The sequence below is a fragment of the Candidatus Binatia bacterium genome (assembly GCA_029243485.1).
Lineage (GTDB): Bacteria > Desulfobacterota > Binatia > UBA12015 > UBA12015 > VGTG01.
In genome coordinates, this window is sequence record JAQWRY010000017.1 from 1 (window position 1) to 26,293 (window position 26,293).

The window sequence follows — 26,293 nt, forward strand, 5'->3', positions numbered from 1 at the left end:
GTTCAGCGCGTACTGCGCCGTCATGAACACCAGCGGAATCGACGCCGCCTCGGCGAAGCTCAGGCAGCTCGGCTTCGCGACCGTGTAGACCGCCGGCGCGACGATGTAGCGTCCGAAGCATCCGGGCGCGATCGCGACGACCTCCTGACCAGCATGAAGGCCCTGCACATCCGAGCCGACCGCCGTGACCACCCCGGCACACTCGCCGCCGAGCGGCGTCGAACCTTCGAACGGGCTCGGCACGACGCCAAGAGCGAGGAGCACGTCTTTGAAATTCAACCCGGCCGCCCGGACCTCGATCTCGACCTCGTCCGGGCCCGGCGCAGGCCGCTCCACTTCACGAAGCACGACGTCGTCGAGGACACCCGGCGCGTCGATCTCGAGTCGGAAGGCGTCCGCTCCCGCCGGCCTCGCGGGCAGCGCCTCCGAAGCGGCAGAGGGCGCCGGTGCCGTGGCGAGCCGATGCACGTACCGTTCGCCGCCGCGGAGCGCGATCTCGTCCTCCCGCGTGTCCGCCAGCAGCTCCTCGATCAGCCCGTCCACGCCATCGTTGGTCGCCGGATCCAGGTCCACGCGCGAGCACCGGAGCTCCGGGTGCTCCAGCCCGACGACCTTCCCCAACCCCCAGACCGGCGCCTGAGCCAACCCGGGAACCGTCTCACCCGCCTCGACCGCCTGCGCACCGCGCGTGATCAGCCAGAGCCGGGGTACGTCGCGCCAGCCGATCTGGCTCAGCGCCTGCACGAGATGCAGGACGCTCTCGCTCCCGCGACGCTGGGCAAGATCCAGGTCCTCGACACTCCCGTCGCAGAAGTGGACGACGCCGCGGCACGCGGGTCGCCCATTCGAAAACGCGTCGCGAAGGAGCTGCTGGTGATCTTCCGGCCGCGTCGGATCGATTCGATAGCCTTCGGTGGTGCGCTCGTACGCCGCCCCGAACTCGACCGGCAGGACATCCTGGCCGCGCTCGATGAGCTGGGCCGCGAGCTGGCGGCGCTGCTCGGAGGCCTCCCCCAACAGGACCCACGTCCCGCGTTCCGGGTCGGCGACTCTCCTTGCCGGCGAGGCTGCGGACCAGTCGAGGCGGTACAGCCAATCTTGCCAGGTCGCCTGGCCAGCCGCTTCGCCGAGCCGTCGAGCGCGCAGACAGCCCACCTCCATCACCGACTCGCCCGCGTCGTCGAGCAGGCGCACTTCCGCGCAGAGTTCGTCGGAGCCACCCGGCTCGCCCTCGATCAATCGGGCATGCGCCCACAACTCGCGCGGCATCGGTTTCGACATCCGCACGTCGATCAGCTCGGCGGGGAGATACGTCGATGCCCCGGAACGGGCGCCCACGAAAGTCGCGGCCATGACCTGGAAGGCCGCATCGAGCAATGCGGGGTGTACGCCGTAGTCGCCGGTGTCGGTGTGGGCGAGCCCGATGCGGCCAAGCGCTTCGCGATCTCCCCGGTGCAGCTGCTTCAGACCGCGGAAGGCGGGTCCATACTCAAGGCCCGTCGCGGCCAGCGCGGCGTAGAACTCGTCGATGTCGGCCACCTCGGAGCAGCTCCGCAGCAGATCTTGCAGGTCCTCGGGCGGCACCGTCTGCGCCCCGGCTTCGTCGAATCGCAACACTCCCTCCGCGTGTCGTTGCCAGGTCTCGCCACCGGCGCCGCGCGTAAAGAACTGGACGTCGAACGTGTCCGGCTGGGTATCGGACGTCGCCGTCAACGCGACCTGCAGCGCGCGCGTGCCGCCCTCGGGCACGAGCACTGGCTGCTCGAGAGAGAGCTTCGCCAGCCGCGGACGCCCCGGGGCGCGTTCGCGCACGGACGCGAGCGCAATCTCAGCGTACGCCGCAGCCGGCAACCATGCCGCACCATCGACCCGGTGATCGCGCAGGTAGTCGTGTTGCGTGCCGCCGAGCTCGACCTCGTAGATACAGCCACCCTTGGCGAGCGCCGAATCGAACCGGCGTCCCAACAACGGATGCCCGACGAGCGAGCCGACGGGAGCATCGGTGGAGCGCGGCGCGTCGAGCCAGTGCCGCTTCCGTTGCCACGGGTAGGTGGGCAGGTCGACGCATCGCCCGCTCCCAATGATCTGATCCCAGGCGACGGCAACCCCGGCGCAATGAAGACCCGCCGCGGCCTCGGCGATCGTCTCGAGATCCGGGCGTCCCCGACGAAGGCACGCAAGGACCACGGGAAGGGAGGCGTCCGAGTCGGAGAGACAATCCGAAATCCCCTGCGCGAGAACCGGGTGGCCGCCCACCTCGAGGAACGCGTCGATGCCGTCCGCGCACAACCGCTTCACCCCATCCTGGAAGCGAACCGGCTCGCGCATGTTGCGGCCCCAGTACGATCCGATGAGGGCTTCGCCCGGAACGGGCTCTCCAGTGATCGTAGAGTAGAACGGCACCCGGGCTGCCGACGGCGCCAGCGCGGAAAGACATCGTTCCAGATCAATCCGATGAGGATCCATCTGCGGGCTGTGGAACGCGTACTCGACGCGGACCCAGCGACTTCCCACGTCGCGCGCCGACAGCGCGTCGACCATCGTCTCGAGAACCGCAGCGTCGCCGGAGAGGACCGTCGAAGCGGGACCGTTGATGGCGGCCACTGCAACCGCTCCCCCTGCGTCGGCGACCAGGGCCCGCGCCTCTGGCTCGGACAGCTCGACGGATACCATCCGACCCTGACCGTGCGCCTTCTGCATCAGACGCCCGCGCTCGCAGACCACACGAATGGCGTCGTCGAGGGACAGCGCCCCGGAGACGTGCGCCGCGGCGATCTCACCGACACTATGCCCGATGACGGCGTCCGGCTCGACGCCCCATTCTCGCCAGTGGGCTGCCAACGCGACCTGGAGAGCGAAGAGCGCAGGCTGACTCACCTCCGTGCGGGCGAGCCGAGAGCGGTCTTCGTCGGCGAACAGCTCCTCGCACACCGACCACCCCGTGTGCACTCCCATCCGTTCGTCGCATCGTTGCAGGGTCTCGGCGAACGCACCGCCGCGGTCAAAGAGCTCCTGTCCCATGCCCGCGCGCTGAGAGCCTTGCCCCGAGAAGACGAACGCCACTTTGCGACGACGCCCCGCGGGCGACTTCCCCTGACGGAGACCCGCACGCCGGCCGCCCGTCGCCAGGCTCTCGAACTGAGATGCCAGATCGCAGGCCGTCGCACCGACGGCCGCCGCTCGCATCGCGTGGTGGGTGCGCCGTTGGGTCGCCGTAAAGCAGACGTTGTACAGATCGGGCAGATCGTCCCCGCTCCGGAGGAACGCGGCCATCTGCGCCGCCGTCGCCTCGAGTCCTTCGGCGCTCGGCGCCGAGATCGGCAGAACGTGCACACCGGAGCTCGGACGTGACTCTTCGGGATCCTTCCGCGCCGGCGCCGGCTCGAGGATCACGTGCGCATTCGTTCCGGAGAACCCGAACGACGAAACTGTCGCGACACGCCGATCGTACCCCTCGGGCCACTCCTCGAGTTCCGTTGGAATCGAGAAGGACGTACCGGCAAGCGAGATGTGCGGGTTCAGGGATTCGTAGTGAACGAGCGGCGGCACTTGAGCCTTGCGCAGACATTGGATCGCCTTGATGAGGCCCGCCATTCCCGCCGCTGCTTCGAGATGTCCGATGTTCGCTTTGACAGAGCCCAGCGCGCAGGAGCGGCCGTCGGGACGAGGAGCGCCGTAGACCGATGCCAACGCTTCGAACTCGATCGGGTCGCCGAGTTCCGTCCCGGTCCCGTGGGTCTCCACGTAGGAGACCTCCGACGGCTCGACACGGGCCTCGTCGAGCGTCCGCAAGAAGAGGTCGCGCTGGGCGAGTAGATTCGGGGCCGTCAGTCCGGCGCTGTGGCCGTCCTGATTGACGCTCGTGCCAAGCAACACGCCGGCGATGGGATCGTCTTGCGCGAGAGCATCGGAAAGACGCTTCAGCACGACCACCCCACAGCCCTCACCCCGCACGAACCCGTTCGCGCGCGCATCAAACGGCTTACACCGGCCGTCTGCGGCGAGGACGCCCCACTGCGACAAGGAAATCGTCATCTCGGGCGCGAGTATGAGATTGACGCCCCCCGCGAGGGCGAGATCACTTTCGCCGCCCCGCAGGCTCTGACACGCGAGGTGCAGGGCAACCAGGGAAGAGGAGCACGCCGTGTCGACGACCACGCTCGGGCCGCGTAGATCGAGAAGATACGAGATCCGACCGGCGAGGATGCTCGGCGTCGTTCCCGAGATCGTGTACGGCTGAATCGAATCGCGATCCGCGAACGAGAGGCGCCCGTAGTCGCTCGTACACACTCCGGTGAACACGCCGACAGGCGATCCCGCGAGACCGTCGTTCGTCTGGCCCGCACGCTCCAGGGCCTCCCACGTCACCTCCAACAAGACCCTCTGCTGCGGGTCCATCGCGCTCGCTTCCCGCGGGGCGATCCCGAAGAAGCCCGCGTCGAAGTGATCGACCTGTTCGAGCAAACCGCTCCAGCGAGAGTTCATTTTGCCCGATACGGTGGGATCGGGATCGTAGAGAGCGTCCGCGGGCCAGCGCGACGCGGGCACCTCGCCGACCGCGTCGCGTCCCTCGGCAATCAGATCCCAATACTTGTCCGGGTCGTCTGCCCCGCCCGGAAACCGACAACCCATTCCGATCACCGCGATCGGCTCGCCGGCCAGGATCTGGGCCGCATTGGAGGAAGACCGGACTTTGCGCGCCAGGAGGGCCCGCTTGATCGTCGAAAGCTCCTTCATGACTGGCTCAGGTCGTTGCCCGCCTCCTCGTCCGAAAGGCTCTCGACGCTTTCGAAGAGGCGTTCGAGATCCGCGTCCAGTTCGTCGACCCCGGCCTCCGACTCCAGGTCGACCACACCGCCGTCTTCGAACGCGGGTTCCGGCGGCGGCGCTTCGACCGCGCCTTCGAGCCCCAGGCGCTGGATGAGATGAGCCGCGAGGGCCGCGACTGTCGGATACGCCCAGACCAGCGTGCTCGACAGTTCGAGGCCGACGAGCGCTTCCAAGCGGTTTCGCAACTCGATCGCCATCAGCGAGTCCAGCCCCAGGTCCTTCAGCGCGCGTCGGCGGTCGATCTCTTCGGGCCGCGTGCGCAGCACCTCGGCGATCTCCACCTGGAGGCGCGACACGAGTTCTTCCTCGCGGGCAGCCGGCGAGTCGATCGCCGCAAGCTCGGCCTCGAAGCCTGCGGCCTCGGCCAGCTGTGAATCTGCTTCGCCGCCCTGGAGCCCACGGAGCAGGGAGGCGCCGCGCGCGCCGGGGTAGAAGTCCAGCCAGCGTTTTAGATCGAACGACATCACCGCAACATGATTCGAGGGCTCGCCGAGAATCCCCCCGAGAGCGCGCACGCCGTCTTCCGGCGACAGGCTCCCGAGGCCGCGTCCCTCCAGGCGCGCCCCCCGACTCGACCGGTCGGCCGCGAGACCGACGTCGGCCCACGGCCCCCACGCGATGCTGCACGCGGGCTTTCCCTGGGCGTGGCGCGCGTGGGCAAGTGCATCCAGGAAGGCGTTCGCAGCGCAGTAGTTGCCCTGCCCCGGCAGGCCGAGCAGGGCGGCCACCGACGAAAACAGAACGAAGAAATCCAGGTCCTGGTCTTCGGTGAGTGCATGCAGATTCCAGGCGCCGCGAACCTTCGGCGCCATGACGCGACGCAGCGGCTCCAGCTCGAGAGTGCGCAGAACCCCGTCTTCCAGGATGCCCGCCGCATGGACCACGCCCCGCAAGGGTGGAAGCTCCGGCGCCGCTTCGGCCAGCATCGAGGCGAGCTCCTCTCGGCTCGAGACGTCGGCCCGGCCGACCCGGATCGTCGCTCCGCGGACACGCAGATCCCTGAGAGTCGCGGCGGCTTCCTCCGACGGCTCCCGGCGACCGACCAGAAGAAGCGAACGCGCCCCCTGCTCGACCATCCACCGAGCCACCTTCAGCCCAAGTCCGCCGAGCCCACCGCTGATGAGGTAGGTCGCGTCGGGAACCAGCGCCGACGGGAGAGCTCGAGGGAACATCTTCTGCTCGCGCCCGCCAGCAGTGACGACGACCTTTCCCACGTGCTTTGCCTGCGCGAGCATTCCGAACGCGTCTCTCGCCTGCTGGAATGCGAAGGCCTGCGTTTGCAGGGGCTCGACGCCCCCCGTTCGAGCCAGATCCAGGACCTCGGTGAGGAGCCCAGCGAAGAGGTCCGGGCGCTCGCCGCGCATGCGCCACAAGTCGATCGCAAAGTACGCGAGGTTCTTCTCGAACGGCCTCAGATGCAGGGCACGGTTCGAGAGGATGTCGCGCACGCCGATCTCGAGAAAGCGCCCGTGCGGGCGAAGGACCGCAAGACTCTTGGTCGCCGCCGTTCCGGAGAGCGAATTCAGGACGACGTCCACGCCTTCGCCGCCGGTCGTCTCGAGGATCCGACCGGCGAAGTCCAGGCTGCGTGAATCCATGACGTGCCCGACACCCTGATCGCGCAGCAGTGCGCGCTTCGACTCGCTACCGGCGGTGGCGAACACCTCCGCCCCCTTCGCCTGCGCGATCTGAATCGCCGCCTGCCCTACGCCGCCCGCACCCGCGTGGATCAACACCCGCTCCCCCCGACGCAGGTTCCCGAGTCGGTTCAGCGCGTAGTGTGCCGTCATGAACACGAGCGGGAATCCCGCCGCCTGCTCGTAACTCATGCCGGCCGGCTTGGGGGCGACGAAGCACGACGGTGCCACCACGAAGCGGCTGAGACCGTGCGGCGCGACGCCGACGACGTCGTCTCCCACCGCGAGCCCGGACACGTCTGCCCCCACCGCCGTCACGACGCCCGCGCACTCGAGCCCGAGAGGAACCGAGTCGTCCTGGAGCCCGGGGATCGCGCCGAGAGCCATGAGGACATCCTTGAAGTTGAGGCCCGACGCCCGAACTTCGATCTCGACCTCGTCCGCCTCGGGATCGACGCGGGGCACTTCGCGCACCACCAGGCTGTCCAGCCGACCGGGCACGTCGATCTCCAGACGATAGGCCCGATCACCAGCGACCAGCTCTTCCCGAGACTCGCGGTCGGCAGCCGATCCCGGGGTCTGCGGAAGGAGACGATGCGCCAACCGACATCCCGCGCGAAACGCGACTTCATCTTCGAGATCCGGCTCGAGGAGCTCCTCCACCAGGCCGTCGACCGCGGCGACGGGAGATCCAGGATCCAGATCGATGCGACGGCAGCGCAGCTCCGGGTGCTCGACGGCGATCGTCCGTCCCAGGCCCCAGAGCGGAGACTGAGCGAGTGCGACTGGAGCCTCGCCCGGCACGACCGCCTGCGCTCCGCGCGTGACGATCGTAAGAGCTGGAGCGGCGTCGGGTTCTTCCGGGATCAACGCTTGTACGAGGCGGAGAACGCTTTCGGTGCCATACCGCTGAGCTTCGACGAGGTCATCAACATTCGCGTCGGTCGCGCCGGGTTCGTCGAGGCTGAAGAGATGAACGACCCGAAGCGGGGCCGCGTCGTCGAGGCCGCGCGCCTCCTTCGCCAGCGCGCGGAGCCCAATCCCATCCAAGGGCGGCGTCTCAAAGGCGAGCGGGCCCACGCGTCGATGGGCATCCCCTACCGTCGCGAGCAGACACGCGTGCCCTCGAGCTCGAAGGCGTTCCGCGAGCGCGGCGGAAACCCCGGTCGAATCCCCCAGTAAGAGCCAGGTAAAACGGTCGTCGACGCCAGATGCCGCGGCGGCAAGCGCCGTCTCCTGCCACACGGGGGCATAGTGCGTCTCGGCGGCCGTGTCTGGCGTGAGCTGCCGGAAGGCCAGTCCGGACACCTCGATCAGCACGTCGCCCGAGGCACTCGTCGCGACGAGGTCGCCTGACCCTTCGGGCCCGCCGGAGCACCGCGCGTGGCACGTCGCCGGCAGGCGCGTTCGGTCGTAGCTGCGAAGCCGGCCGATGCGCACGGGAACCGCGGTCCCCTTGCCGGGCCAACCCGCTAGAACCGCCTGGAAGCACGAATCGAGGAGAGCCGGGTGTATCGCGTACGCCTCGTCGCCGGGGCGCGCTGGCTCGAGGTCGGCGCAGACGAAACCCTCGCCCCGCTCGATGGCTCGTATCCGTTGGAACGCCGGCCCGTGGAGGATTCCTCGCTCCCGCAGCGCCTCGTAGTGTCGCTCGGCCGAACGGGGCTCCGGCGACGTGCGACGGCCATCCATCTCCGCACCAGCATCACCCGTGCGGGCCGAGTCGACCCGCACGCGGGTCGTCGCATGAAGAATCGGAGCGGCATCGGCCACGTCATCCTTTTCGCGCGACAGGAACCGGAGCGAGGCCCAACCGTCTGTCTCCTCCGAAAGAGCGAGCTGCAGGACACGCGCCCCGTCCGCGGGAACGATCAGCGCCTCGCAGAACACGAAGTCCGCGAGCTCGAGCGTGCCTTCTCCCAGGGCCTCGTGGCCCGCGGAAAGCGCCATTTCGACGTACGCCGCTCCGGGAAGAACCACTGCGTCCCCGACGCGGTGGTCGGCCAGCCACGGGAAGGCCGCCTGATAGAGATCGACCTCCCAGTACTGCGTGGATCCTTCGAGGTCCGCCCGTAGATGTCTCCTCAAGAGCGGGTCCGCCGCGACGGAGGTGCCGTCACGCACGACGGTCCGCTGCGTCTCGATCGTGCTCCGGTCGGCGGAACCCTCCTCCAGCCAGAACGAGCGCCGTTGCCACGGGTACGTCGGCAGACGCACGCTTCGCGCATCCGATGAGACGAGCGTCGACCACGTGGGCATCCGCCCGGCGGTGTAGAGCTGACCGACCGTCTCGAGGAAGGCCCGACGACAGCCGCCTTCGCGATGGAGTGACCCCATCGAGACGCCACCGCCGGACGCACGGCGGAGGCCCTCACCGATCGCAGGTGTGAGCACCGGATGCGGGCTGAGCTCCACGAACAGGCGATGGCCGTCTTCGAGCAGCCGCTCGATGCCCGGCCAGAACAAAACCGGGCGTCTCAGGTTCTGCGCCCAGTATTCACCATCCATCTCGGGACCCCGGAGCCACTCCCCCGTGGCCGTGGACAGCATCGGCACCGACCCGGCGCGGGGCTCGAGGGAGCGAAGCTGCTCGCGAAGCGTAGGCAGCAGCGGGTCCATCTGCGGACCGTGAGACGCGTAGTCCACCTTGATCCGACGCGCGAAGACGTCGTGCGCGGAAAACGCGGCGACGAGAACGTCGATGGCACCGGCATCGCCCGAGAGAATGCACGAGGTGGGACCACTCACTGCAGCGAGGCCGACACGGCTCTTCAAGGGTTCGATGTATTCCTGCACCTCTTCCCGACTCAGCTCGACCACAGCCATCGCCCCGGTTCCGCCGGTAGCTTTGACGAGTCGGCTTCGCCGACACACCACGCGGCACGCGTCCTCCAACCCGAGCGCGCCGGCGGCGTAGGCGGCCGCGATCTCACCCATGCTGTGGCCGATGACCGCGTCGGGCCGAATTCCGATCGAGGACCAGAGGTCCGACAGCGCGACTTGAAGCGAGAAGATCGCCGGCTGGATGACGTCGACCGCTTCCAGCCGCTCGGCCGCATCCGCGCCGTAGAGGCTCTCGGTGAGCGACCAGCCTACGTCCGACCGGATCACCTCTTCGCAGCGGAGCAGCGCCTCGCGGAACGCCGGCTCGCGGTCGAACAGGTCACGGCCCATGCCCGGCCACTGGGACCCCTGCCCCGAGAAGGCGAACACGAGCTTCGAGCCGTCGCCGAGATCGGAGGGCGTGACGGACGCGGCCGGGTGCGAACCCGTGGAGCCGAACTCCGCGAGGATCTCGCGCACCTCTTCGGCTGAACTCCCCACTGCGGCAAGGCGTTCCGGCAGATGGGGGCGCCGAGCGGCGGTGTAGCAGACGTCGTCGATCGCCTGTGGCTCGCACTCGAGATGGGTCGCCATCTCAGTCGCGCGCTGCCTCAAAGCCGCCGTAGTCTTCGCGGAGAGAACGAGCAGTGAATCGCGGTCCTGCGCGACGTCGACGGATTCGGGCCCGAGGTCGGGCGCCTCTTCGAGGACGACGTGGACATTGGAACCCGTGATGCCGAACGAGCTCACGCCCGCGAGTCGACGGCCGCGGCCGCGAGGCCAGGGCCGCAGCGTGCGGGGGATCTCGAGCGCCAGGTCCTCCCAGGGGATCTTCGGATTGGGTGCCTCCACATGGAGGCTCGGAGGGATCTGCCGGTGCTTCAGACTGAGCGCGACCTTCACCAGGCCGGCCATTCCGGCCGCGGCCTCGCAGTGGCCGATGTTCGTCTTCACCGAGCCGACCAGGCACCGCTCGCCGTCCGGTCGCCCTTCGCGAAGCACCGTGCCGATGGCCTCAAGCTCGATCGGGTCCCCGGCGTTGGTCCCGGTCCCGTGTGCCTCCAGGTACTGGACGTCTCCAGGCGCAACGCCGGCGCGACCATACGCATCGCGGAGCAGAGCCGACTGAGAATCGGTGCTCGGGGTCATCAAGCTCCGGGACGTCCGGCCGTTGTTGTTCGTCGCCGAGGCGCGAACGCTCGCGTAGACGCGATCGCCGTCTGCGAGCGCCTTCGCGAGGGGCTTTAACACGACGACGGCGGCTCCATCGCTACGCGTAAAGCCGTCGGCGCGCGAGTCGCCGAACTTGCACCTGCCGTCGAGCGCGAGCATATTCGCCTGAGAGAAGCCGACCCCCGGCTCGGGAGAGAGAATGAAGTTCGCGCCTCCCACGAGCGCCTGCTCACTCTCTCCGTTCCAGATGCTCTGGCAGGCGAGGTGGACGGCGAGAAGCGAGGACGAGCAGGCGGTGTCGACTGTGAAGCTTGGGCCGCGGAGATCCAGCGTGTACGAGATGCGGCCCGACGCCGCGCTCCCATAGTTTCCAGTGTGGGTGTAGAGATTCACTCGCGACGCGTCGCGGTAGGACAGGGCCTCGTAGTCCTGGTTGTAGAGTCCAACGAAGACGCCCGTTCGACTGCCGGCCAGTGCCTCTGGCGCGGCGCCGGCGTCCTCCAGCGCTTCCCAAGCCACCTCGAGGAGCCAACGCTGCTGCGGATCGAGCGCTTCAGCTTCGCGCGGCGCAATGCCGAAGAAGTCGGCGTCGAAGTCCGCCGGGTTTCGGATGAATCCCCCCCAGCGGTTGGACAAGCGCCCGGGCGTTGCCGGCTGCTCGCTGTACCACCGATCGACGTCGAAGCGGTCCGGCGGAACCTCCTCGATGGCATCGACTCCATCTTCCAGAACTCGCCAGAAGTCCTCGAGTCCATCGACCGCGGCGAAGCGGCAACCGATTCCGACGATGGCAATTGGCGTGTGACGATCCCTGTCCATGCGACTGCGACTCCGTCCTGGTCTCGAGCGTGGTGATCTCGTGACGCGCAATCTCCCGTGCAGGATGCATGCCGCTTTCCTCCGGGCGCGCCGGCGGCTTCGGCTCGATCGGCCGACCGCCTTCGCCCGCGGCCAACGGGGAAGCGCCGATCACCCGCAGCCACTCTCGCCCATGGTGCGACCACGACCGGCGATCGCGGGTTCACCACATCCGGCACCTGGTCACCCATTCCGGCGATAGGCCACGGAGGTGGCCAGGTTTCGCGGCGGGTCGCCAGAATCGGCGCAGCAACCGGCCCGCCTCTTGCATTGGAAAGCACTCGTGGTGGGGGTGGCAGAGGTAGCGTCCGTCGCGGAGGAATCGGCTCCGGAGGCGCTCGGGAATCGCGAGGTCTTGATCTGGCACGTGCGCCCGTCCGAGGTGCGAGCGCCTGAGCTCGTAGACCGGTACCAACGCATCCTCAGTGCGGAAGAATGCGAACGAGGCAACCGGTTCCAGTTCGATCGCGACAGACACTCGTATCTCGTCACACGCGTGCTCGTTCGAACGGTGCTGTCGCACTACACCGGCGTCGACCCAACCGCGTGGGGCTTCGAGAAGAACTCCTACGGCCGTCCGTCGATCGCCTACCCACCGAGCGCGCGGCGCCTGCGCTTCAACCTGTCGCATACGACCGATCTGATCGCGTGCTGTGTCGCTCGACAGCGTGAGATCGGCGTGGACGTCGAGAGCCTCGAGCGCACCAACGTGCGCATCGAGCTGGCGGACCGCTTCTTCTCACCGGCCGAGGCGGCGGACCTGCGGTCTCGGCCCGCCTGGCGCACGAGGTTCTTCGAGTACTGGACGCTGAAGGAAGCCTACATCAAGGCACGCGGGATGGGGCTTTCGCTTCCCATCGAGAAGTTCACGCTCGATCTCCGGGAACCGCGAGACATCCGGATCGCCTTTGCCCCACCGCTGCGAGACCGACCCGAGACCTTGCGCTTCCAGCTCTTCGACCACCTGCCGGGCTACATGATGGCGCTGGCGTTCCGGATCGCCCGTGAAGAGCGGGTCCTGGTCCGGGTCGGGCCTACGGTTCCCCCGTCGTTTGGCGAGGCCCCGGTTTCGCAAATCCACGAGTACATTCGACCGACTGCCGTGGGTTCGGTCGTGATCGTTCCGGAGGGTCCGCGAGTTTTTTCCGACGACGAAGAGTGGGGCGCATTCCCGCCGCTCCCACCCAAGAGCTGAGGTGCCGGGAAGCCCATGTCGGCCGGCGCGAATCAACGATCGAGGAGGCGCCCCCACCCCTCGAAATGGCCTCCTCAGTGCCCCCATGCTGAACACACTGGTCGGCGAAAGCCCTGCCATCCGGCGACTCCGCTACGAGCTCGATGCCATCGCCCCGACGGAGTCATCGGTGTTGATCACAGGCGAGACCGGAACCGGCAAGGGATTGGTCGCACGACTGATCCACCGTGCGTCCCGCCGGGCACAAGGGCCGTTCGTGCATGTGGATTGCGCCTCGCTGGCCGAGAGCGTGATCGAGAGCGAACTCTTCGGACACGAGCGCGGGGCGTTCACCGGAGCGCGCGATGATCTTCGCACGGGGAGACCGGCTTCAAGCAGACCTCGGCAACCTGAGCGACCTTTCCGAGGAGGATCCTGTTCCGTCGTTCCACGCCGAACCGCCGGACGGCGCTTCCCCTTTTTGAGTCGACGTGCCGCACGGGACACGACGCGACGACTAACGTAGTCGCGACGCGCGGACGACGGAACAGGGACGCTCGACCGGCTGGCTCGCGGCGGCTTCTGTCGCGGGCAGAGCGATCGGGCCAATGAAGTGCTCGTGGCGGTACAACTGACGGGAGAGACGCTCAGCCAGCTGCTTGGCGAGATCCGGATCGAGGATGACCCGAACCCACCCTTCGTCGGATGTGGCCGTTTCGAACTCCATGCAGAAACGAAACCCGACGGTCGTCACACGGGCATCGTTGGCGCTTCGCGCGGAACTCGTTCCGGCCCCTTCGACGCCGGGTTCAACGGCTCCTTCGTCCGCTGCGACATTCTGCGAACATCCATGTGGTTCCACGATTGCAACCTCTCCCCGGGAATATCCCGGATTCTCGCAGCCCGGCATGGCGGCGATGGACCTCATCGCCACGACGGTGCAAGCACCGTTCCGCAGAATCGACGTCGTCGTCGATGCTGTGTGCGCGGCGGATGCCGTCTCTCACGGCGCAACGAGCCGCCACTCCTGGCCAATGGCGAGCCGAAACCGGCCACTTCGGCCGATCGGCGAGCACGCCCGGCGCGCCACCAAGACGCGTAGAGCCGGGGCACACGAATTGCAGTCCATGACTTGCAGAGTGAGCACCTGATCTCTGTGGCCGATCCCGAAAGTACCGGAGCACGAAACGCACTCCCGCTGTCGGCGCTGTCTCCGGGGCCCCACTGGCGAGACCAACGCGAGAGGCGACGGCAGAGAGACCGAACTCGCCCTCTGATCGCGACCGTCGGAGCCGGAACGATCGGAACCGGCGTCGCCCAGGCCCTCGCGGCCTGCGATTACCGGGTTCTCCTCCTGGATCACTCCGAGATCCAGCTGGGTCGCGCCCTTCGCAATATTCGCCGGGGCATTCGAGCCCAGAGACTGGTGGGCGGCGCCCACCCGGTACCGGATCCCGACGAAGTCCTTCGCCGAATCGACCCCACGACGGATCCCGATCAACTGGTCCGTACCCATATCGTGATCGAGAACGTCACGGAGAACTGGACCATCAAGGAAGCGCTCTACCGCGACATGGCGAAGATCACGGATCCGCAGACGGTCTTCTGCGCCAATACGTCGACGATCCCGATCACACAGATCGCTTCGGCGACGGAATACCCCGACCGTGTCATCGGAATGCACTTCATGAACCCGGTGCCGATCATGCCGGCGGTCGAGCTCATTCGGGGGCACCATACCTCCGAGAGAACGATCCGCACCGCTCGACGGCTCGTGGCCGGGCTCGGCAAGCACGCAATCCTGGTGGAGGACTCTCCCGGCTTCGTGACCAATCGCGTGATGATGCTGGTGATCAACGAGGCGATCTTCATTCTGCAGGATCGCGTCGCGGAGACGCCGCAGGATGTCGATCGGCTTCTCAAGACCTGCCTCGGCCGCAAGATGGGACCGCTGGAAACCGCGGACCTGATCGGCCTCGACACCGTGCTCTTCTCCATGGAAGAGCTGTACCGCAGGTTCAGCGACTCCAAGTACCGGCCCTGCCCACTTCTCCGGAAGATGGTGTCCGCCGGAATCCTGGGTCGCAAGTCGGGCCACGGCTTCTACCGCTACCATCAAGTCGCCGCGTAGCGCCGGGACGGCAATTCGCCGATTCTGCCGTCCGGCTCGCCGAATGTGGCAGCCGCAGCTCACCGCGCCGCCGGCGCCACCGTCGAACCCGGCTGGCCTGAATCCTGCAGTTCCCCAGCACCGTGGAACAGCCGAGACACAAAGAGCTAGAGCAGGGATTCGAGCAGTTCGCCTCGACCCATGTCGCGCCGCACGCGGCCCAGTGCGACCGCGAGGAACGCATTCCGGACTCCATCATCGAGCAGCTCGGCGACGCCGGCTATCTCGGCATAGGAATCCCGACGAAGTGGGGGGGCGGGGGTGCGGACTCGGTCACGTTCGGCCTGCTGAATCGGCAGATTGCACGCGCGAGTGCTTCCGTGCACGGGGTCATCAACGTGCACCACATGGCCACGGCACCGATCGCCCGGTGGGGCAGCTCCTCGATGCGAGAAACGTGGCTTCCCCGTCTCGTGCGCGGTGAGCTCGTCGCGGCGTTCGCGGCGACCGAGCCCGAGGTCGGGAGCGACGCGGCGGCCATCCGAACCACGGCCAGGCCCGACGGCGATCACTTCGTTCTGAACGGCACGAAGAAGTGGATCACGCTCGGACAGCGGGCCGACGTGTTCGTGATCCTCGCCCGGTGTGACGAAGGTCCGACCGCCTTTCTCGTCGAACGGGATACTCCGGGCGTCGAGATCACACCGATCCGGGGAATCCTCGGCTGCCGCGGGTACATGCTGGCCGAGATCCGGTTCGATCAATGCCGCATTCCCGGCGACAACATCGTCGGACGCCTTGGTCTCGGACTGACCCACGTGTTCTCGGTCGGCCTCGACATCGGCCGATACGGTCTCGCATGGGGCTGCACCGGCGTTCTCGACGCATGCCTCGACGCCTCGCTCCACCACACGCGCCGCCGGCAGCAGTTCGGAGTCGCGATCCGTGAACATCAGCTCGTGCAGCAGATGATCACGCGCATGGTCACGAAGACCCGCGCTGCCGAACTCCTGTGCACCCACGCCGGCAAACTCCGGGACCAGCGCGCTCCATCCGCGATCGCAGAGACGTCGCTCGCGAAATACTACGCGTCGGTCTCTCTCGGAGAGGTCGCGGCCGACGCGGTTCAACTCCACGGTGCGGCGGGATGCAGCGCCGAGCAGCCGGTTCAACGCTACATGCGTGACGCAAAAATCATGGAGATCATCGAAGGCACGACGCAGATCCAGGAACTCGCGATCGCACGCTACGCGTATCAGGATCTCGATCGCGCCGAACCCCTCTCGGCGGAAGCCGACTGCGACAAGGCCGCGTGAGAAGAGCCATGGCGACCGCACCTCGTTTGAAGTCAAGAAGCAAAGTCCTCTTCGAGAGCGCCGGAGCCGGCGTCTACTCCGGCGACATCGATGCCGCCCTCGCCGCGACGAGCGACGTCTACCACCTGGCGGACGGGCTGGTCGGTCTGCGCGGTACGACCCTCGCGGTCTATCGCTTCTTCGAGCGGGAGTTCTTGAACATCGCGCGACGCTACGGGGCGGAGGAGAACCTCTATCCATCGATGCTGCCGGTCAGCATGCTGGAGGAAGTCAACTACTTTTCGAACTTCCCCCAGCACGTGACCCTCTGCTCCCATTTCCCCGACGAAGTCCCGTTCCTCGGATCCGTCGCGGCCGCCGCCTCCGAGCAACAGGGTCGACTCCCCGACCAGTACCGACAGCAACTCGCGCCGCCCGACCATGTTCTCCAGCCGGCCGTCTGCTTGCCCTGCTACCGCCAGCACCGGGACCGGGTGCTCCCACCTGGAAGCTCCCTCGCGGTCACGATGCAGAACCACGTCTACCGCTACGAATCGACCAACTTCCGGTCACTCTCGCGGCTGTGGGACTTCGATGTCCGCGACATCGTGTTCTTCGGATCCCTCGAATCCTTGTCGACGTTCCGGATGGAGCTCATGGAGCTCTCCATCGAGCTGTGCCGCGAGTTGGGGCTCGCCGCCCAGATCGAACTGGCAAGCGATCCTTTCTTCACGACGGTGGTTGGCAAGGACGTGTACCAGCGACTCACGGAGGTGAAATACGAGCTCGGAGTGGAGCTGCCCCAACGCGGCGAGCGCCTGGCGGTCTCCTCCTTCAACCTCCACCGCGACTTCTACACCAAGGTCTACGACATTCGATTCGAAGGCGGAGAAGTCGCCGAAAGCGCCTGTATTGGCTTCGGCCTCCATAGATGGACATATGCATTCCTGGCACAACTGGGGCTCGAACCGGCGCAGTGGCCGAGACGGGTCCAGACTTCGATCGAGACGGGAGATCAAAATTGAGGAGCCCAGAGAACGTCCGAGGAGCCGAAGCCTTCTTCACCGCCGTCCTCGCGTGGCCACGAGTGATCATCGCTCTAAGCCTCTTGCTGTTGATCGTCAGCGCGGCGTTCTTGCCGAGCCTCCGCGAGGACATGCGCGACCAGGCGTTCATGCCTGCCGACGACCCGATGGTCGCCTTCTCGGAGCAGAACGCCAAGCGCTTCGGATTCGCCGACGCGATCGCGATCGCGGTGATCGACAACTCGCCGACCGGCGTTTTCAATCCCGAAACGCTGACTCTGGTCGACTGGCTCACCCGCGATCTCAAGACGGTGGAGGGGATCGACCCCCAGAGCGTGGCAAGCCTCTCCACGGAATCTGCAATCACGAGCACAGACGAAGGCATGTTCATCGAGCCCTTCTTCAGGACCGTACCCGACACAGCTCCCGAGGCGGAGGCGGTACGCACCATGGTCATGGACTCGACGCTCCATCTCGGAACGCTCGTCACCGCGGATGGGACCGGGACCCTGGTCCTGGGCGAACTCCTGGATCCCAAGTTCGGCTCCCAGGCCTATAAGGATGTTCTGCGACGCATCGAAGATGCGCCCAAGACCGACCAGGAGATCCATGTGGCCGGCGAGGGCGCGTCCGCGGGCTATCTCGCGGAGTACGTCGACGCGGACGCCATGAGACTCAACCCGGCAGCCTTTCTGATGCTCCTTGTCGTGCTCTCGGCCTGCTACCGCAGTGTGCGCGGCACGCTCATCCCGCTCTTCGTCGCCCTGGGCTCGACAATCGTCGCGATCGGCATCATGGCCGCAGCGGATGTTCCCTTCTACGTGATCACGAGCGGGCTCACGGTGATTCTGATCGCAATCAGCGTCGCCGACTGTGTCCACATTCTGGGCCAGCACTACGAGGAACAAACCCTCGACCCAGAGGCGCCGCTCCTCGCGGTAACTGCGCGTGCCATGGCCAACATCTACTCCCCGGTCCTGGTGACCTCGCTCACCTCCGCCGTCGGATTCCTGGGGCTCAGCGCTGCTGCGTTCATGCCACCCATGGTGGCCCTCGGTCGGTTCGCCGCGGTGGGCGTCATGGCAGCTCTGGTCTTGTCCCTCTTCACCGTTCCGGCGATCCTCGTGATTCTGCCCAAACGCGGAAGCCGCGCCTTCGAACATGGGATCGGCCCCGACGGCCGCCCGCGCGTCGATGCCGTCGGCAATGCGGTGGCCGCCGTCGGCGGAGCGGCGGCCCGTCATCCATGGGCCGTCATCCTCGGCACGGTGGTGGTGTTGATCGCGGGAACCATCAGCATCTCCCGGATCCAGCTGGAGGACGAACGCATCCTGATGTTCGAGCCCTCCGCGCCGATCCGAATCGCCGATCAAGCCATCAATGAGCGATTCGCCGGAACCTACTTCGTCGACGTGATCGTCGAGACGACGGAGGAGGAGGGCCTGTTCCTCCCCGAGAATCTCCGTCGCATCGAGCGTCTTCAGGCATTCCTCGCAGCGCTGCCCCGCGTCGGCGGAGCCACGTCTATCGTGGATCACATCAAACAGATGAACCGCTCGGTGAACGAGGGACGCGAAGATGCATACGTTCTCCCCGACAACGCCGACGTAATCGCGCAGTACATGCTGCTCTACTCGGCGAGCGTGGACCCCAGCCGGCAAGCGGAACTCTCGACGATCGACTACCGGGCGACTCCCGTTCGCGCGATGCTCGATCGGGGTCGCATGTCCGACTTCAGCATCGTCACCAACGCCACCCAGGAGTTCATCCGTGACGAGTTCAATGCTCCCGGGATCACCGCACGACTGTCGGGGCCCGGCGCCATCGAATCCAGTCGGGCCGAAGCGATGCGCACCGGCAGTCTTCGAGGCCTCGCTACCTGCTTCTTGACGGTCTGGATCGTCACCCTAATCTGCTTTCGCTCTCTCGCAGCGAGCCTCCTCACGATGGTCCCGGTCGCCAGCGCCGTGTTCATCACCTACGCCGTGATGGGCGCGTTCGGTATCTGGCTGAGCGCTCCGACCGTGATGACGGCGGCGCTCGCCATCGGACTCGCCGTCGACCCTGCCGTCCACACCGTAGGACAGCTGAACGCTCTGGTTCACCGGGATGGGTTGTCCCTGGAGGAGGCGCTACCGGTGCTGTTCCGCTCCACCGGGCGTGCACTATTCTTCGACGTCCTGGCGATCTCGCTCTGCTTCGGCGTGCTCATGCTGAGCGCTCTGTTCGGACTGCGCGAGTTCGGGTTCCTGCTCGTCGTCTGCGTGACGACGAGCTTCATCGCCACGATCGGCCTGCTACCGGCGCTCTTCATCCTCGTCCGGCCACGCTTCCTGACCGCGAACAAGACCTCGCCATCGCTCCACGTCGCCACGCAGGTGATGGTACTTCTGTCGGTGGCCATTCCTCTCGCGGCCTTTGCCTCGCCGGCCTTCGCCGACGCCGGCCCTACCGCCGAAACGATCGTCAAGCAGGTGAACGACCGCGACCCGAGCCAACAACACTCCCAAGAGATCACGATCGAGCTCATCGACCCGTCGGATGTCCGGCGGGTGCGCGAAACGCGCCTTTTGCAAAAGAAGGCGGACGGCGTCACCCGAACCGCCATCTATTTCACCGGGCCAAGGAGCCTCCGGGGCACCGGGTTCCTGACGTACGACTATAAGGAAGAGGGTCGCGACGACGACCAATGGCTGTACCTCCCAGCTCTGCGAAAGGTCCGCCGGCTCTCGAGCTCGGACCGGGGAGACTCCTTCCTTGGCACCGACATGACCTACGAGGACATGAAGCTCAGCAACAAACTCAGCACCCAGGACTACACCTGGACGCGGCTCGGCGACGAAGACGTCGCCGGCGCGCCCCACCATGTCATCGAAGGGAAAGCGATCAACGAGGACGTGGCGGAAGAAATCGGATACAGCCGCATGCGCGTCTGGGTGGACCCCGGGACCTGGATCCCGCGCGTCGCCGAGATGTGGGACGTCGCGGGAAACCCGCTGAAGCGGGTCGAGGTGTCCGAGACACGCGAGATCGACGGGATCTGGACGCCCCACCGCATCGAAGTTGTAAATCATAAGAATGACCACCGGACGGTTCTGAGCGTGAAGAAGGTCGACTACGCAACCGAGGTCGACGCCTCACTCCTGACGCAGAACGCACTACGGCGAGGGCCGTGATCGTGAGGCACGCACAGTGGCCCGGCTCCTCATTTTTCGCCCTCTTTCTAATTCTGTCCTGCACCGGCACGGCGCGGGCAGGCGAAGAGGACATCGAGGAGAACGGAGCGACCAGCGCCGCATGGCTGGACCGTCTCACCCTGGGTGCCGTCGTCCGATTGGAATGGGCCGGCGACATCTTCGACGGCGGGCGAAGCCAGAAACTGCCCCTCACCATCCGACCGGTAGCGGAATTCGAGATCACGGACGACCTCCTGTTCGTCGGAATCGCGCGCGTTCAGGCGGACGCCTTCACCCGTCTCACCGATGGGGTTCCCACGCAGCCCGAGATCTCTCCCCCCGATCAGCGCTTCTACGGAGCGAATGGGCACCTGAGCTTCGAATTGCGCGAGTTCTACCTGCAGTGGCTCGTCGGGTCAGCGGTGATCACGGCTGGCAAGCAACAGACGGTCTGGGGCACCGCAGATGTCCTCAAGGTCCTCGACGTCGTCAACCCGCAGACTTTTCGCGAGTTCATCCTCGAGGACTTCAACGAATCGCGGATCCCGCTCTGGTCGATCAACCTCGAATATCAGGTCGGCGACGTCACGGCCGAGATCGTCTGGGTCCTCGACCAGACCTACGACGAGCTGCCGCAGGAGGGTTGGCTCTACGAGTTCACGTCGAGGAAGCTCCGGCCACAAACGCCCCCCGGGATTCAGGAGGTCATCCTGGACCCCGTCCGGCCGAGCACGATCGTCGCGGACTCCGACGTCGGACTGCGCCTCCTCACGTTCGCCTACGGGTGGGACCTAGGTCTGTACTACCTCTATCACTACGACAACCAGCCGGCCTACTTCGGAGAGGTCTCGATCACAGACGGCGGCGCGACGGTCCTCACGGTGACGCCCCGCTACGAGCGCTCGCATCTTTTGGGGGCGAGCTTCGCGAACGCCTTCGGCGATCTGACCCTACGGGGTGAAGTGGGCTACAACTTCGATAAATTTCTGCTCAATACCGAAACCACGGATGACTTGACCGTTCCGCCCGCTCGCTCCGACGAGCTCGGCTACGTCCTCGGGTTCGACTGGGTCGGGATCCAGGACTCGTTTCTGAGCGCGCAGATCTTCCAGAGTTGGGTGACACGCTACCAACCGGGCGTCGCTCGCGACGAGCTGGAGACCTTCATCTCGTTCCTGGCCCAGTACCGTCTGATGCGCGACACGCTGCTCCTCGAAGCCGTGTGGGTCACGAACACGAACGTCGCCGACGGCCTCACGCGATTCCGGACCACGTACGACGTGCGCGACGAGCTCGGCGTGTGGGTCGGGCTCGATTGGTTCTACGGCAGCCGCGAGGGTCTGTTCGGACAATTCGATAACAACAGCCGGGTACTCGTCGGCGCCGAGTGGCGGCTCTGAGCGCCGAAGGAGGAAGAAGCGACATGTCTACACGGGTTCGACTGAGTTTTCTCATCCTGGTGCTCACCCCGAGCGTCGCTTTCGCCGAAGCCGCTCCCGTGTCGACGCCAGCCGAAGCGACTCAGCTGAACTCATGGATTCAACAAGGGATCACGCAGACCCTCGAAGGCGATCGTGACCAAGCGGATGCAACCTGGAAGGATCTGCGAGCCGCGGCCCCGACGCACCCCGCGGGGTGGGTCTACCAGGTCGATACGCTCTATTGGCGACAGATCTACGACGAAGGCGATCCCCGATTGGACGTCGAGATCACGGAGCACGCCGAGCACGCCGTGCGCCTCGCGGAAGCGCGCATCGAGAAGGACGCCAAGGACGCGGACGCCCACTACTACCTCGGCCAGGCATTCATTCAACTCGGACGGCTGGACGGCGTTCGGGGAGAACTGCTTTCCGCCGGGAGCCTCGGCGAGAAGGGGCGCGGCCACCTCGAGCAGGCACTCGAGTTCGATCCCGACCTTCTCGACGCTCGCTACCCGCTCGGCCTCTACTACTATTACGCCGACCTGGCGACGCGCTGGTTCAAGTGGCTTCAATTCCTGTGGTTCGTCCCGACCGGGAACGCCCCGATGGGCCTGCGCTACATCCAGGAGACCACCGAGGGGGACAGCCACCATCGGCATGACGCTCAGTTCATTCTGGCCGATATCAGCCTGGAGGACGAGCCCCAACGTACGGACCTCGCCACCGAACTCATGGACCGGATGCACGCGCGGTTCCCCGACAACACCCTCATCCACCACCGCCTGATCGACACGAGGTTCGAGTCCGGGCGGTACGAGGACGTACTCACGGAAGCCAGCAAGCTCGCTGCGTCAACCGGGGGTGATTCACTCGACACGCTCCTGCGCAGCACGGCCCCGATCTGGCGAGCCCGCGCCTTTGTCCAACTCGGGCTCCCCGACCGTGCCAGAGCAGAGCTGAGCGGCTTCCCGGAGGGCGGCCCCGATCGACCCCATTGGGCCGGAGCGTGGGTCCGCCTAACGAACGCGCAAATCCTCGACATGGCCGGCGAACGAGATGAAGCTCTTAGCTCGTACCGGGACGTCTCGGGCCTCGCACAGCCGCACGCGGTTCGGAGAGCTCAACTCCTGGCCGACGCGGGAATCGAGGCCCCGTTCGTTACCGCGCGCGTCGCTTCCAGCCTAGCCGCCCAGGCTCGATAGCCATCCGGGGCACAGAGAACCGATGCTTGCCATCGGCGAGAACGATCACCTTGGTTCCGATCGCGTCCAGCGCGGGGCGATGGTCGGCGGGTGTGAGGATGACGGCTTCGCTCATGGGAATTCCCCTACACCGATGAGGCGAGCCACTGCGAGGCCCGCGGCGCGGAGCTTGAGCTCTCCGACGCTCGGACCTAGATTCCAGACCATGGCGACCCCTTCTACCGCTGCGCGCGTACACCTCGTAGCCGGCGGCTTTCCCCGCGGATCGTCGGCCGGTCACGACATCGACTTCGTTTGTCTTCGGATCCTCGAACTGCTGCAGGAGAACGACCGAGCCACCGCGAGCGTCGCGAGCGACTTCGCCGACATCGGGACCTGGCTCCCGGAGAGGAGCCTGCTCGTCACGTACGCGGCCGGCCCCTTCCTCGGCGACGCGCAGGCCGGCGCACGAAGCTACTGACGACAGCGACCTGGACTGCTGGGGCAGAATGTATGCTGGAAAGTGTCCCGTTAGGGTGCATGAACGTCCAAGCGCTGAAGCATGATATTCCCGAGACGCCTTCAACAAGCCGGCCTGCCCAGCGCGTCCCTTGCCCGTGGGGTGGGAAGAACGGGGGCAGCTGGTTCAGAATCGGTACGTTGTGCGATGCGCTATCCTTGTTCGAGCGGCGGCGCTTGTCGTAGATGAGCGTGGTGCTGGTGTACTGGTGCCCGCGTAGTTCCTGAACGCTCTCAATCGGCTCACCGGCATCGAGCAAGGCGGTTGCAGTTGTCGCCCGAAGAGAGTGGGGGGTGTAGATACACCGTCCGTCTTTCATCGCTCGAGGAAGGCGCTCCAGGTAGCTCATCACGGGGCGGTGCATCGTAGATTCATCTAGCGCCTGGTCTCCGAGCTCTTCGACCCGTGAGTTTTTCTGTCCACGAAACAGGGTCATCAACCGTCGATACCGACGAGCGTCGACCATCATCACGACGAATATGGCATTCCGCGACTGGGGCAAGGTCTTCCACAACAGTGCGGCGGCCGCCGCGATCGCCGACCGGCTCGTCGACAAGCGTTTACCGATCAATATCGAAGGCAAGTCGCGTCGAACGGAGCGAACTGAATAGCACCGTTCGCGCCCTGGCTACGCAGTCGCTTCGACGGCGCACGAGATCCAACGTTCCACCGTGGCCGACGGCGGCCCTCCGCGCGTGCCCAGGAACGAGCGCGTGTCAGCCAGTTGCTCGAGGCGGCTCGTCCGACAGACCTGGGAGGTGGCCATTCAACCGAGAAAGCCCCACGACCAATGCCGCGAAGCAGACCTGCGACGAGGGCGTCCCAGAGCAGCGGAGAGCGTCAACCGCATCGCGGAACCCGCCCCCCCCCCCCGCTCCCGCAAGATCGGCAGGACACGCCACACACGAAGAAAGCCTCGGCGCGCCAGGGTTTTCAAAAAGAGTGGAGGACTGGGATCGAACCCCCCGACGTCCAGCTTGGGAAGCTGGACGTCGCCGGGCGGGTCCCGGTCACCCGCTCTCTTTGTTCTGGCTCGTTGCGCGAATGACGTCTTCAAGTCCGTCGAGGTGAGACGCTTCGCTTCCTGGTTGAAACGCATCGCTTCAAAACAGACCGCGGCTCGCCCACTGCGGTTTCGCCGGAGGGTCCGGGCGCGAAGGGGGTCGGGGCCCATGGGAAGCTGGCACGGATGTCGCTGCAGGGGCCACGGTGCAGCGCCACACCAGCGTGCCGGCCGAGGCCGCGTGGTCTCACCCCCCACCGCGGCTCTCGGGGCGGCGAGCCTACGCGCCGCGTTGTCCGGGCGAGGGGGCGCTCTGGCGTGTCGTGTACCAACACCTCGAGACCTTCCTGGACGAGGTGCGCGCCCGCACCGACGGTGTGGGTGTACCGCCTTTCGTCGAGCGCGAGATGCGCGAGTTCCTCACATGCGGCTCGCTGGCGCGCGGCTTCGCGCGCGTACGTTGCGACACCTGCCGTGCGGAACATCTGGTTGGGTTCTCGTGCAAGGCGCGGGCGGTGTGCCCGAGTTGCACCGGTCGTCGCATGGCCGAGCGAGCGGCCGACCTGGTCGACCACGTCCTCACCCACCGCCCTGTCCGCCAGTGGGTGCTCACCCTACCGTTTCGCCTGCGATACCGACTGGCCTTCGACCACGATCTCTGTCGAGCCGTCGTGAGCGTCTACGTCCGCACACTCCTCGGCTTCCAACGCCGTCGCGCTCGCGCGGCGGGCGTCCCGGACGGTCAGGGCGGAGCGGTCACGGTGATCCAGCGCTTCGGCTCTGCATTGAATCTCAACGTTCACTTCCACACTCTCGTGATCGACGGCGTCATCGGTCAAAATGAAGCCGGCGGGCAGCTCCATCCCGCTCCGCCGCCGAGCGATGAAGACGTGGGTCGGCTCCTCGTACAAATCCGCAGGCGTGTGCTGCGCCTGCTCGAGCGCCGCGGCATCTCGTTCGACGATGAATCGAGCGACACGCTCGCCCAAGAGTCTGCAGCCCTGGCCGGTCTCGCGGCCGCATCAGTCCGCGGCCGCGCTGCTCTCGGCCGCCGAGCGGGCCACCGGGTCGCGCGCATCGGCTCCGACCCCGACGCCGAGCCCGACTTCTCGAGCGGCCCGCGCCACGCGCATCTCGATGGTTTCGACCTGCACGCCAGTCTCGCCGTCGCCGCCAGCGACACCACGAGGCTCGAGCACCTGTGCCGCTACCTCCTGCGTCCGCCCGTTCCCGAGGGCAGGCTCGCTCTCCTGCCCGACGGGCGCGTCCTCCTGGCGCTCGGCCGCACCTGGTCTGACGGAACGACGCATCTCGCCTTCGAGCCGAGCGAGCTGCTCGAGAGATTGGCCGTGCTCATCCCACGCCCGCGCATCAATCTGATCCTCTATCACGGCGTGCTGTCTGCCCACGCCGCTCGACGCGCCGCGGCCGTAGGCACATCGACGCCGCACGCCGTCGACGCGCCGTGCCCCGACGCCGCGGGCGGCTCCGTCACGCCGAAGCTCAACGGAAGCGGCCGAGCGCAGCCACCTCCGGCCGCGGCCCAACGAGGTCCTCCGCGACCCGACCCTACCGTGGATGACGCCGCGGAGCGCCCGCGCCGGCGCCATCACCGCTGGGCCGACCTCATGCGCCGGACTTTCGAGATCGACGTCCTTCGATGCCGCCGCTGCGGCGGCCGCATGCGTCTCCTCGCGATCATCGATGCCCCCGAGGTCGTGCGCAGAATCCTCGACCGTCTCGGCCTCCCCAACGAGGTCCCCCACCCGCTCCCGGCCCGCTCCCCTCCGGTCCACAACGAGTTCGTGTTCCCCGAGTACGACTGAGAAGCGGAGAAGCGGGTCCTCTTCCCTCACTGCGCTCGAGCGCCCGAGCCGTCGCCGGGCTGCGCCTCCGACCCCCGCTCGGACCAGCCGCGGGGCCCCGCAACGAGCGGATCGCCATCGACTCACCACCTCCGTGACCCACGAGCCCCTTCATGCGTCCCGTCCATGAGGCAGAAAGAGGCGCACGCATACGTCCGGTAAGGCGCCGTTAGGTCGGATGGGAGCCAAAAAGGGGCTTCAT

At 66.6% G+C, this 26,293-nt stretch carries 15 protein-coding genes and 1 pseudogene; 11 read left to right on the plus strand and 5 right to left on the minus strand.

Annotation, left to right across the window (positions count from 1 at the left end; all coding sequences use genetic code 11):
- The coding region (locus tag P8R42_06675; protein ID MDG2304329.1) for a beta-ketoacyl synthase N-terminal-like domain-containing protein at window positions 1-4,737 on the minus strand (4,737 nt) is incomplete at its 3' end.
- Window positions 4,734-11,282 carry an SDR family NAD(P)-dependent oxidoreductase gene (locus P8R42_06680; protein ID MDG2304330.1) on the minus strand — a complete coding sequence of 2,183 codons (6,549 nt, stop codon included), beginning with the start codon at window positions 11,280-11,282 and terminating at the stop codon, window positions 4,734-4,736. The genes P8R42_06680 and P8R42_06675, both read right to left, overlap by 4 nt.
- 331 nt (window positions 11,283-11,613) lie before the next feature.
- Here P8R42_06680 and P8R42_06685 point away from each other — a divergent pair, with 331 nt between their 5' ends.
- Both P8R42_06685 and P8R42_06690 read left to right on the plus strand, forming a co-directional pair.
- Window positions 11,614-12,516, plus strand: coding sequence for a 4'-phosphopantetheinyl transferase superfamily protein (locus P8R42_06685; protein ID MDG2304331.1), 903 nt, complete (start codon window positions 11,614-11,616; stop codon window positions 12,514-12,516).
- Between the two features lie 91 nt (window positions 12,517-12,607).
- Window positions 12,608-12,856: pseudogene (locus tag P8R42_06690) on the plus strand (sigma 54-interacting transcriptional regulator).
- A 156-nt stretch (window positions 12,857-13,012) separates the two neighbouring features.
- On the opposite strand, the gene P8R42_06695 reads toward P8R42_06690, so the two are convergent.
- Complete coding sequence (locus P8R42_06695) at window positions 13,013-13,357, minus strand: hypothetical protein (protein MDG2304332.1); 345 nt, start codon at window positions 13,355-13,357, stop codon at window positions 13,013-13,015.
- Between the two features lie 411 nt (window positions 13,358-13,768).
- On the opposite strand from P8R42_06695, the gene P8R42_06700 reads away from it, so the two are divergent.
- The 6 genes from P8R42_06700 to P8R42_06725 all read left to right on the plus strand — a co-directional run bounded on the left by P8R42_06700 (window position 13,769) and on the right by P8R42_06725 (window position 22,724).
- The gene (locus P8R42_06700; protein MDG2304333.1) at window positions 13,769-14,626 is read left to right on the plus strand and encodes a 3-hydroxyacyl-CoA dehydrogenase NAD-binding domain-containing protein; all 858 of its coding nucleotides are present in this window, start codon (window positions 13,769-13,771) and stop codon (window positions 14,624-14,626) included.
- 122 nt (window positions 14,627-14,748) lie between these two features.
- Entirely contained in the window at window positions 14,749-15,921 is a 1,173-nt protein-coding gene (locus tag P8R42_06705; protein MDG2304334.1) for an acyl-CoA dehydrogenase family protein, read from the plus strand.
- 8 nt (window positions 15,922-15,929) lie between these two features.
- Window positions 15,930-16,925, plus strand: a complete 996-nt coding sequence (locus P8R42_06710) for a hypothetical protein (protein MDG2304335.1) — start codon at window positions 15,930-15,932, stop codon at window positions 16,923-16,925.
- Window positions 16,922-20,101, plus strand: coding sequence for an outer membrane lipoprotein-sorting protein (locus tag P8R42_06715; protein MDG2304336.1), 3,180 nt, complete (start codon window positions 16,922-16,924; stop codon window positions 20,099-20,101). The genes P8R42_06710 and P8R42_06715 overlap by 4 nt, the downstream gene beginning before the upstream one ends.
- A 2-nt stretch (window positions 20,102-20,103) precedes the next feature.
- A complete protein-coding gene (locus tag P8R42_06720) occupies window positions 20,104-21,501 on the plus strand; it encodes a hypothetical protein (GenBank protein ID MDG2304337.1) in 1,398 nt (465 codons plus the stop codon).
- Window positions 21,502-21,524: 23 nt separating this feature from the next.
- Window positions 21,525-22,724 carry a hypothetical protein gene (locus P8R42_06725; GenBank protein ID MDG2304338.1) on the plus strand — a complete coding sequence of 400 codons (1,200 nt, stop codon included), beginning with the start codon at window positions 21,525-21,527 and terminating at the stop codon, window positions 22,722-22,724.
- Here P8R42_06725 and P8R42_06730 read toward each other — a convergent pair.
- Window positions 22,681-22,839, minus strand: a complete 159-nt coding sequence (locus P8R42_06730) for a hypothetical protein (protein MDG2304339.1) — start codon at window positions 22,837-22,839, stop codon at window positions 22,681-22,683. The two genes, P8R42_06725 and P8R42_06730, sit on opposite strands and share 44 nt — an antisense overlap.
- A 90-nt stretch (window positions 22,840-22,929) precedes the next feature.
- Here P8R42_06730 and P8R42_06735 point away from each other — a divergent pair, with 90 nt between their 5' ends.
- Window positions 22,930-23,184 (plus strand): hypothetical protein, encoded by a 255-nt coding sequence (locus tag P8R42_06735; protein MDG2304340.1) that lies wholly within the window; start codon window positions 22,930-22,932, stop codon window positions 23,182-23,184.
- Here the strand turns inward: P8R42_06735 and P8R42_06740 are convergent.
- Window positions 23,126-23,572: a site-specific integrase gene (locus P8R42_06740; protein MDG2304341.1), complete on the minus strand. Its 447-nt coding sequence runs from the start codon at window positions 23,570-23,572 to the stop codon at window positions 23,126-23,128. The two genes, P8R42_06735 and P8R42_06740, sit on opposite strands and share 59 nt — an antisense overlap.
- 85 nt (window positions 23,573-23,657) lie before the next feature.
- Between P8R42_06740 and P8R42_06745 the strand changes: the two genes are divergently transcribed.
- Together P8R42_06745 and P8R42_06750 are read left to right on the plus strand one after the other, a co-directional pair.
- Window positions 23,658-23,834 carry an ATP-binding protein gene (locus P8R42_06745; GenBank protein MDG2304342.1) on the plus strand — a complete coding sequence of 59 codons (177 nt, stop codon included), beginning with the start codon at window positions 23,658-23,660 and terminating at the stop codon, window positions 23,832-23,834.
- Window positions 23,835-24,432: 598 nt separating this feature from the next.
- On the plus strand, window positions 24,433-26,052 hold the full coding sequence (locus tag P8R42_06750) for a transposase (protein ID MDG2304343.1): 1,620 nt from the start codon (window positions 24,433-24,435) through the stop codon (window positions 26,050-26,052).
- Window positions 26,053-26,293 lie beyond the last annotated feature (241 nt).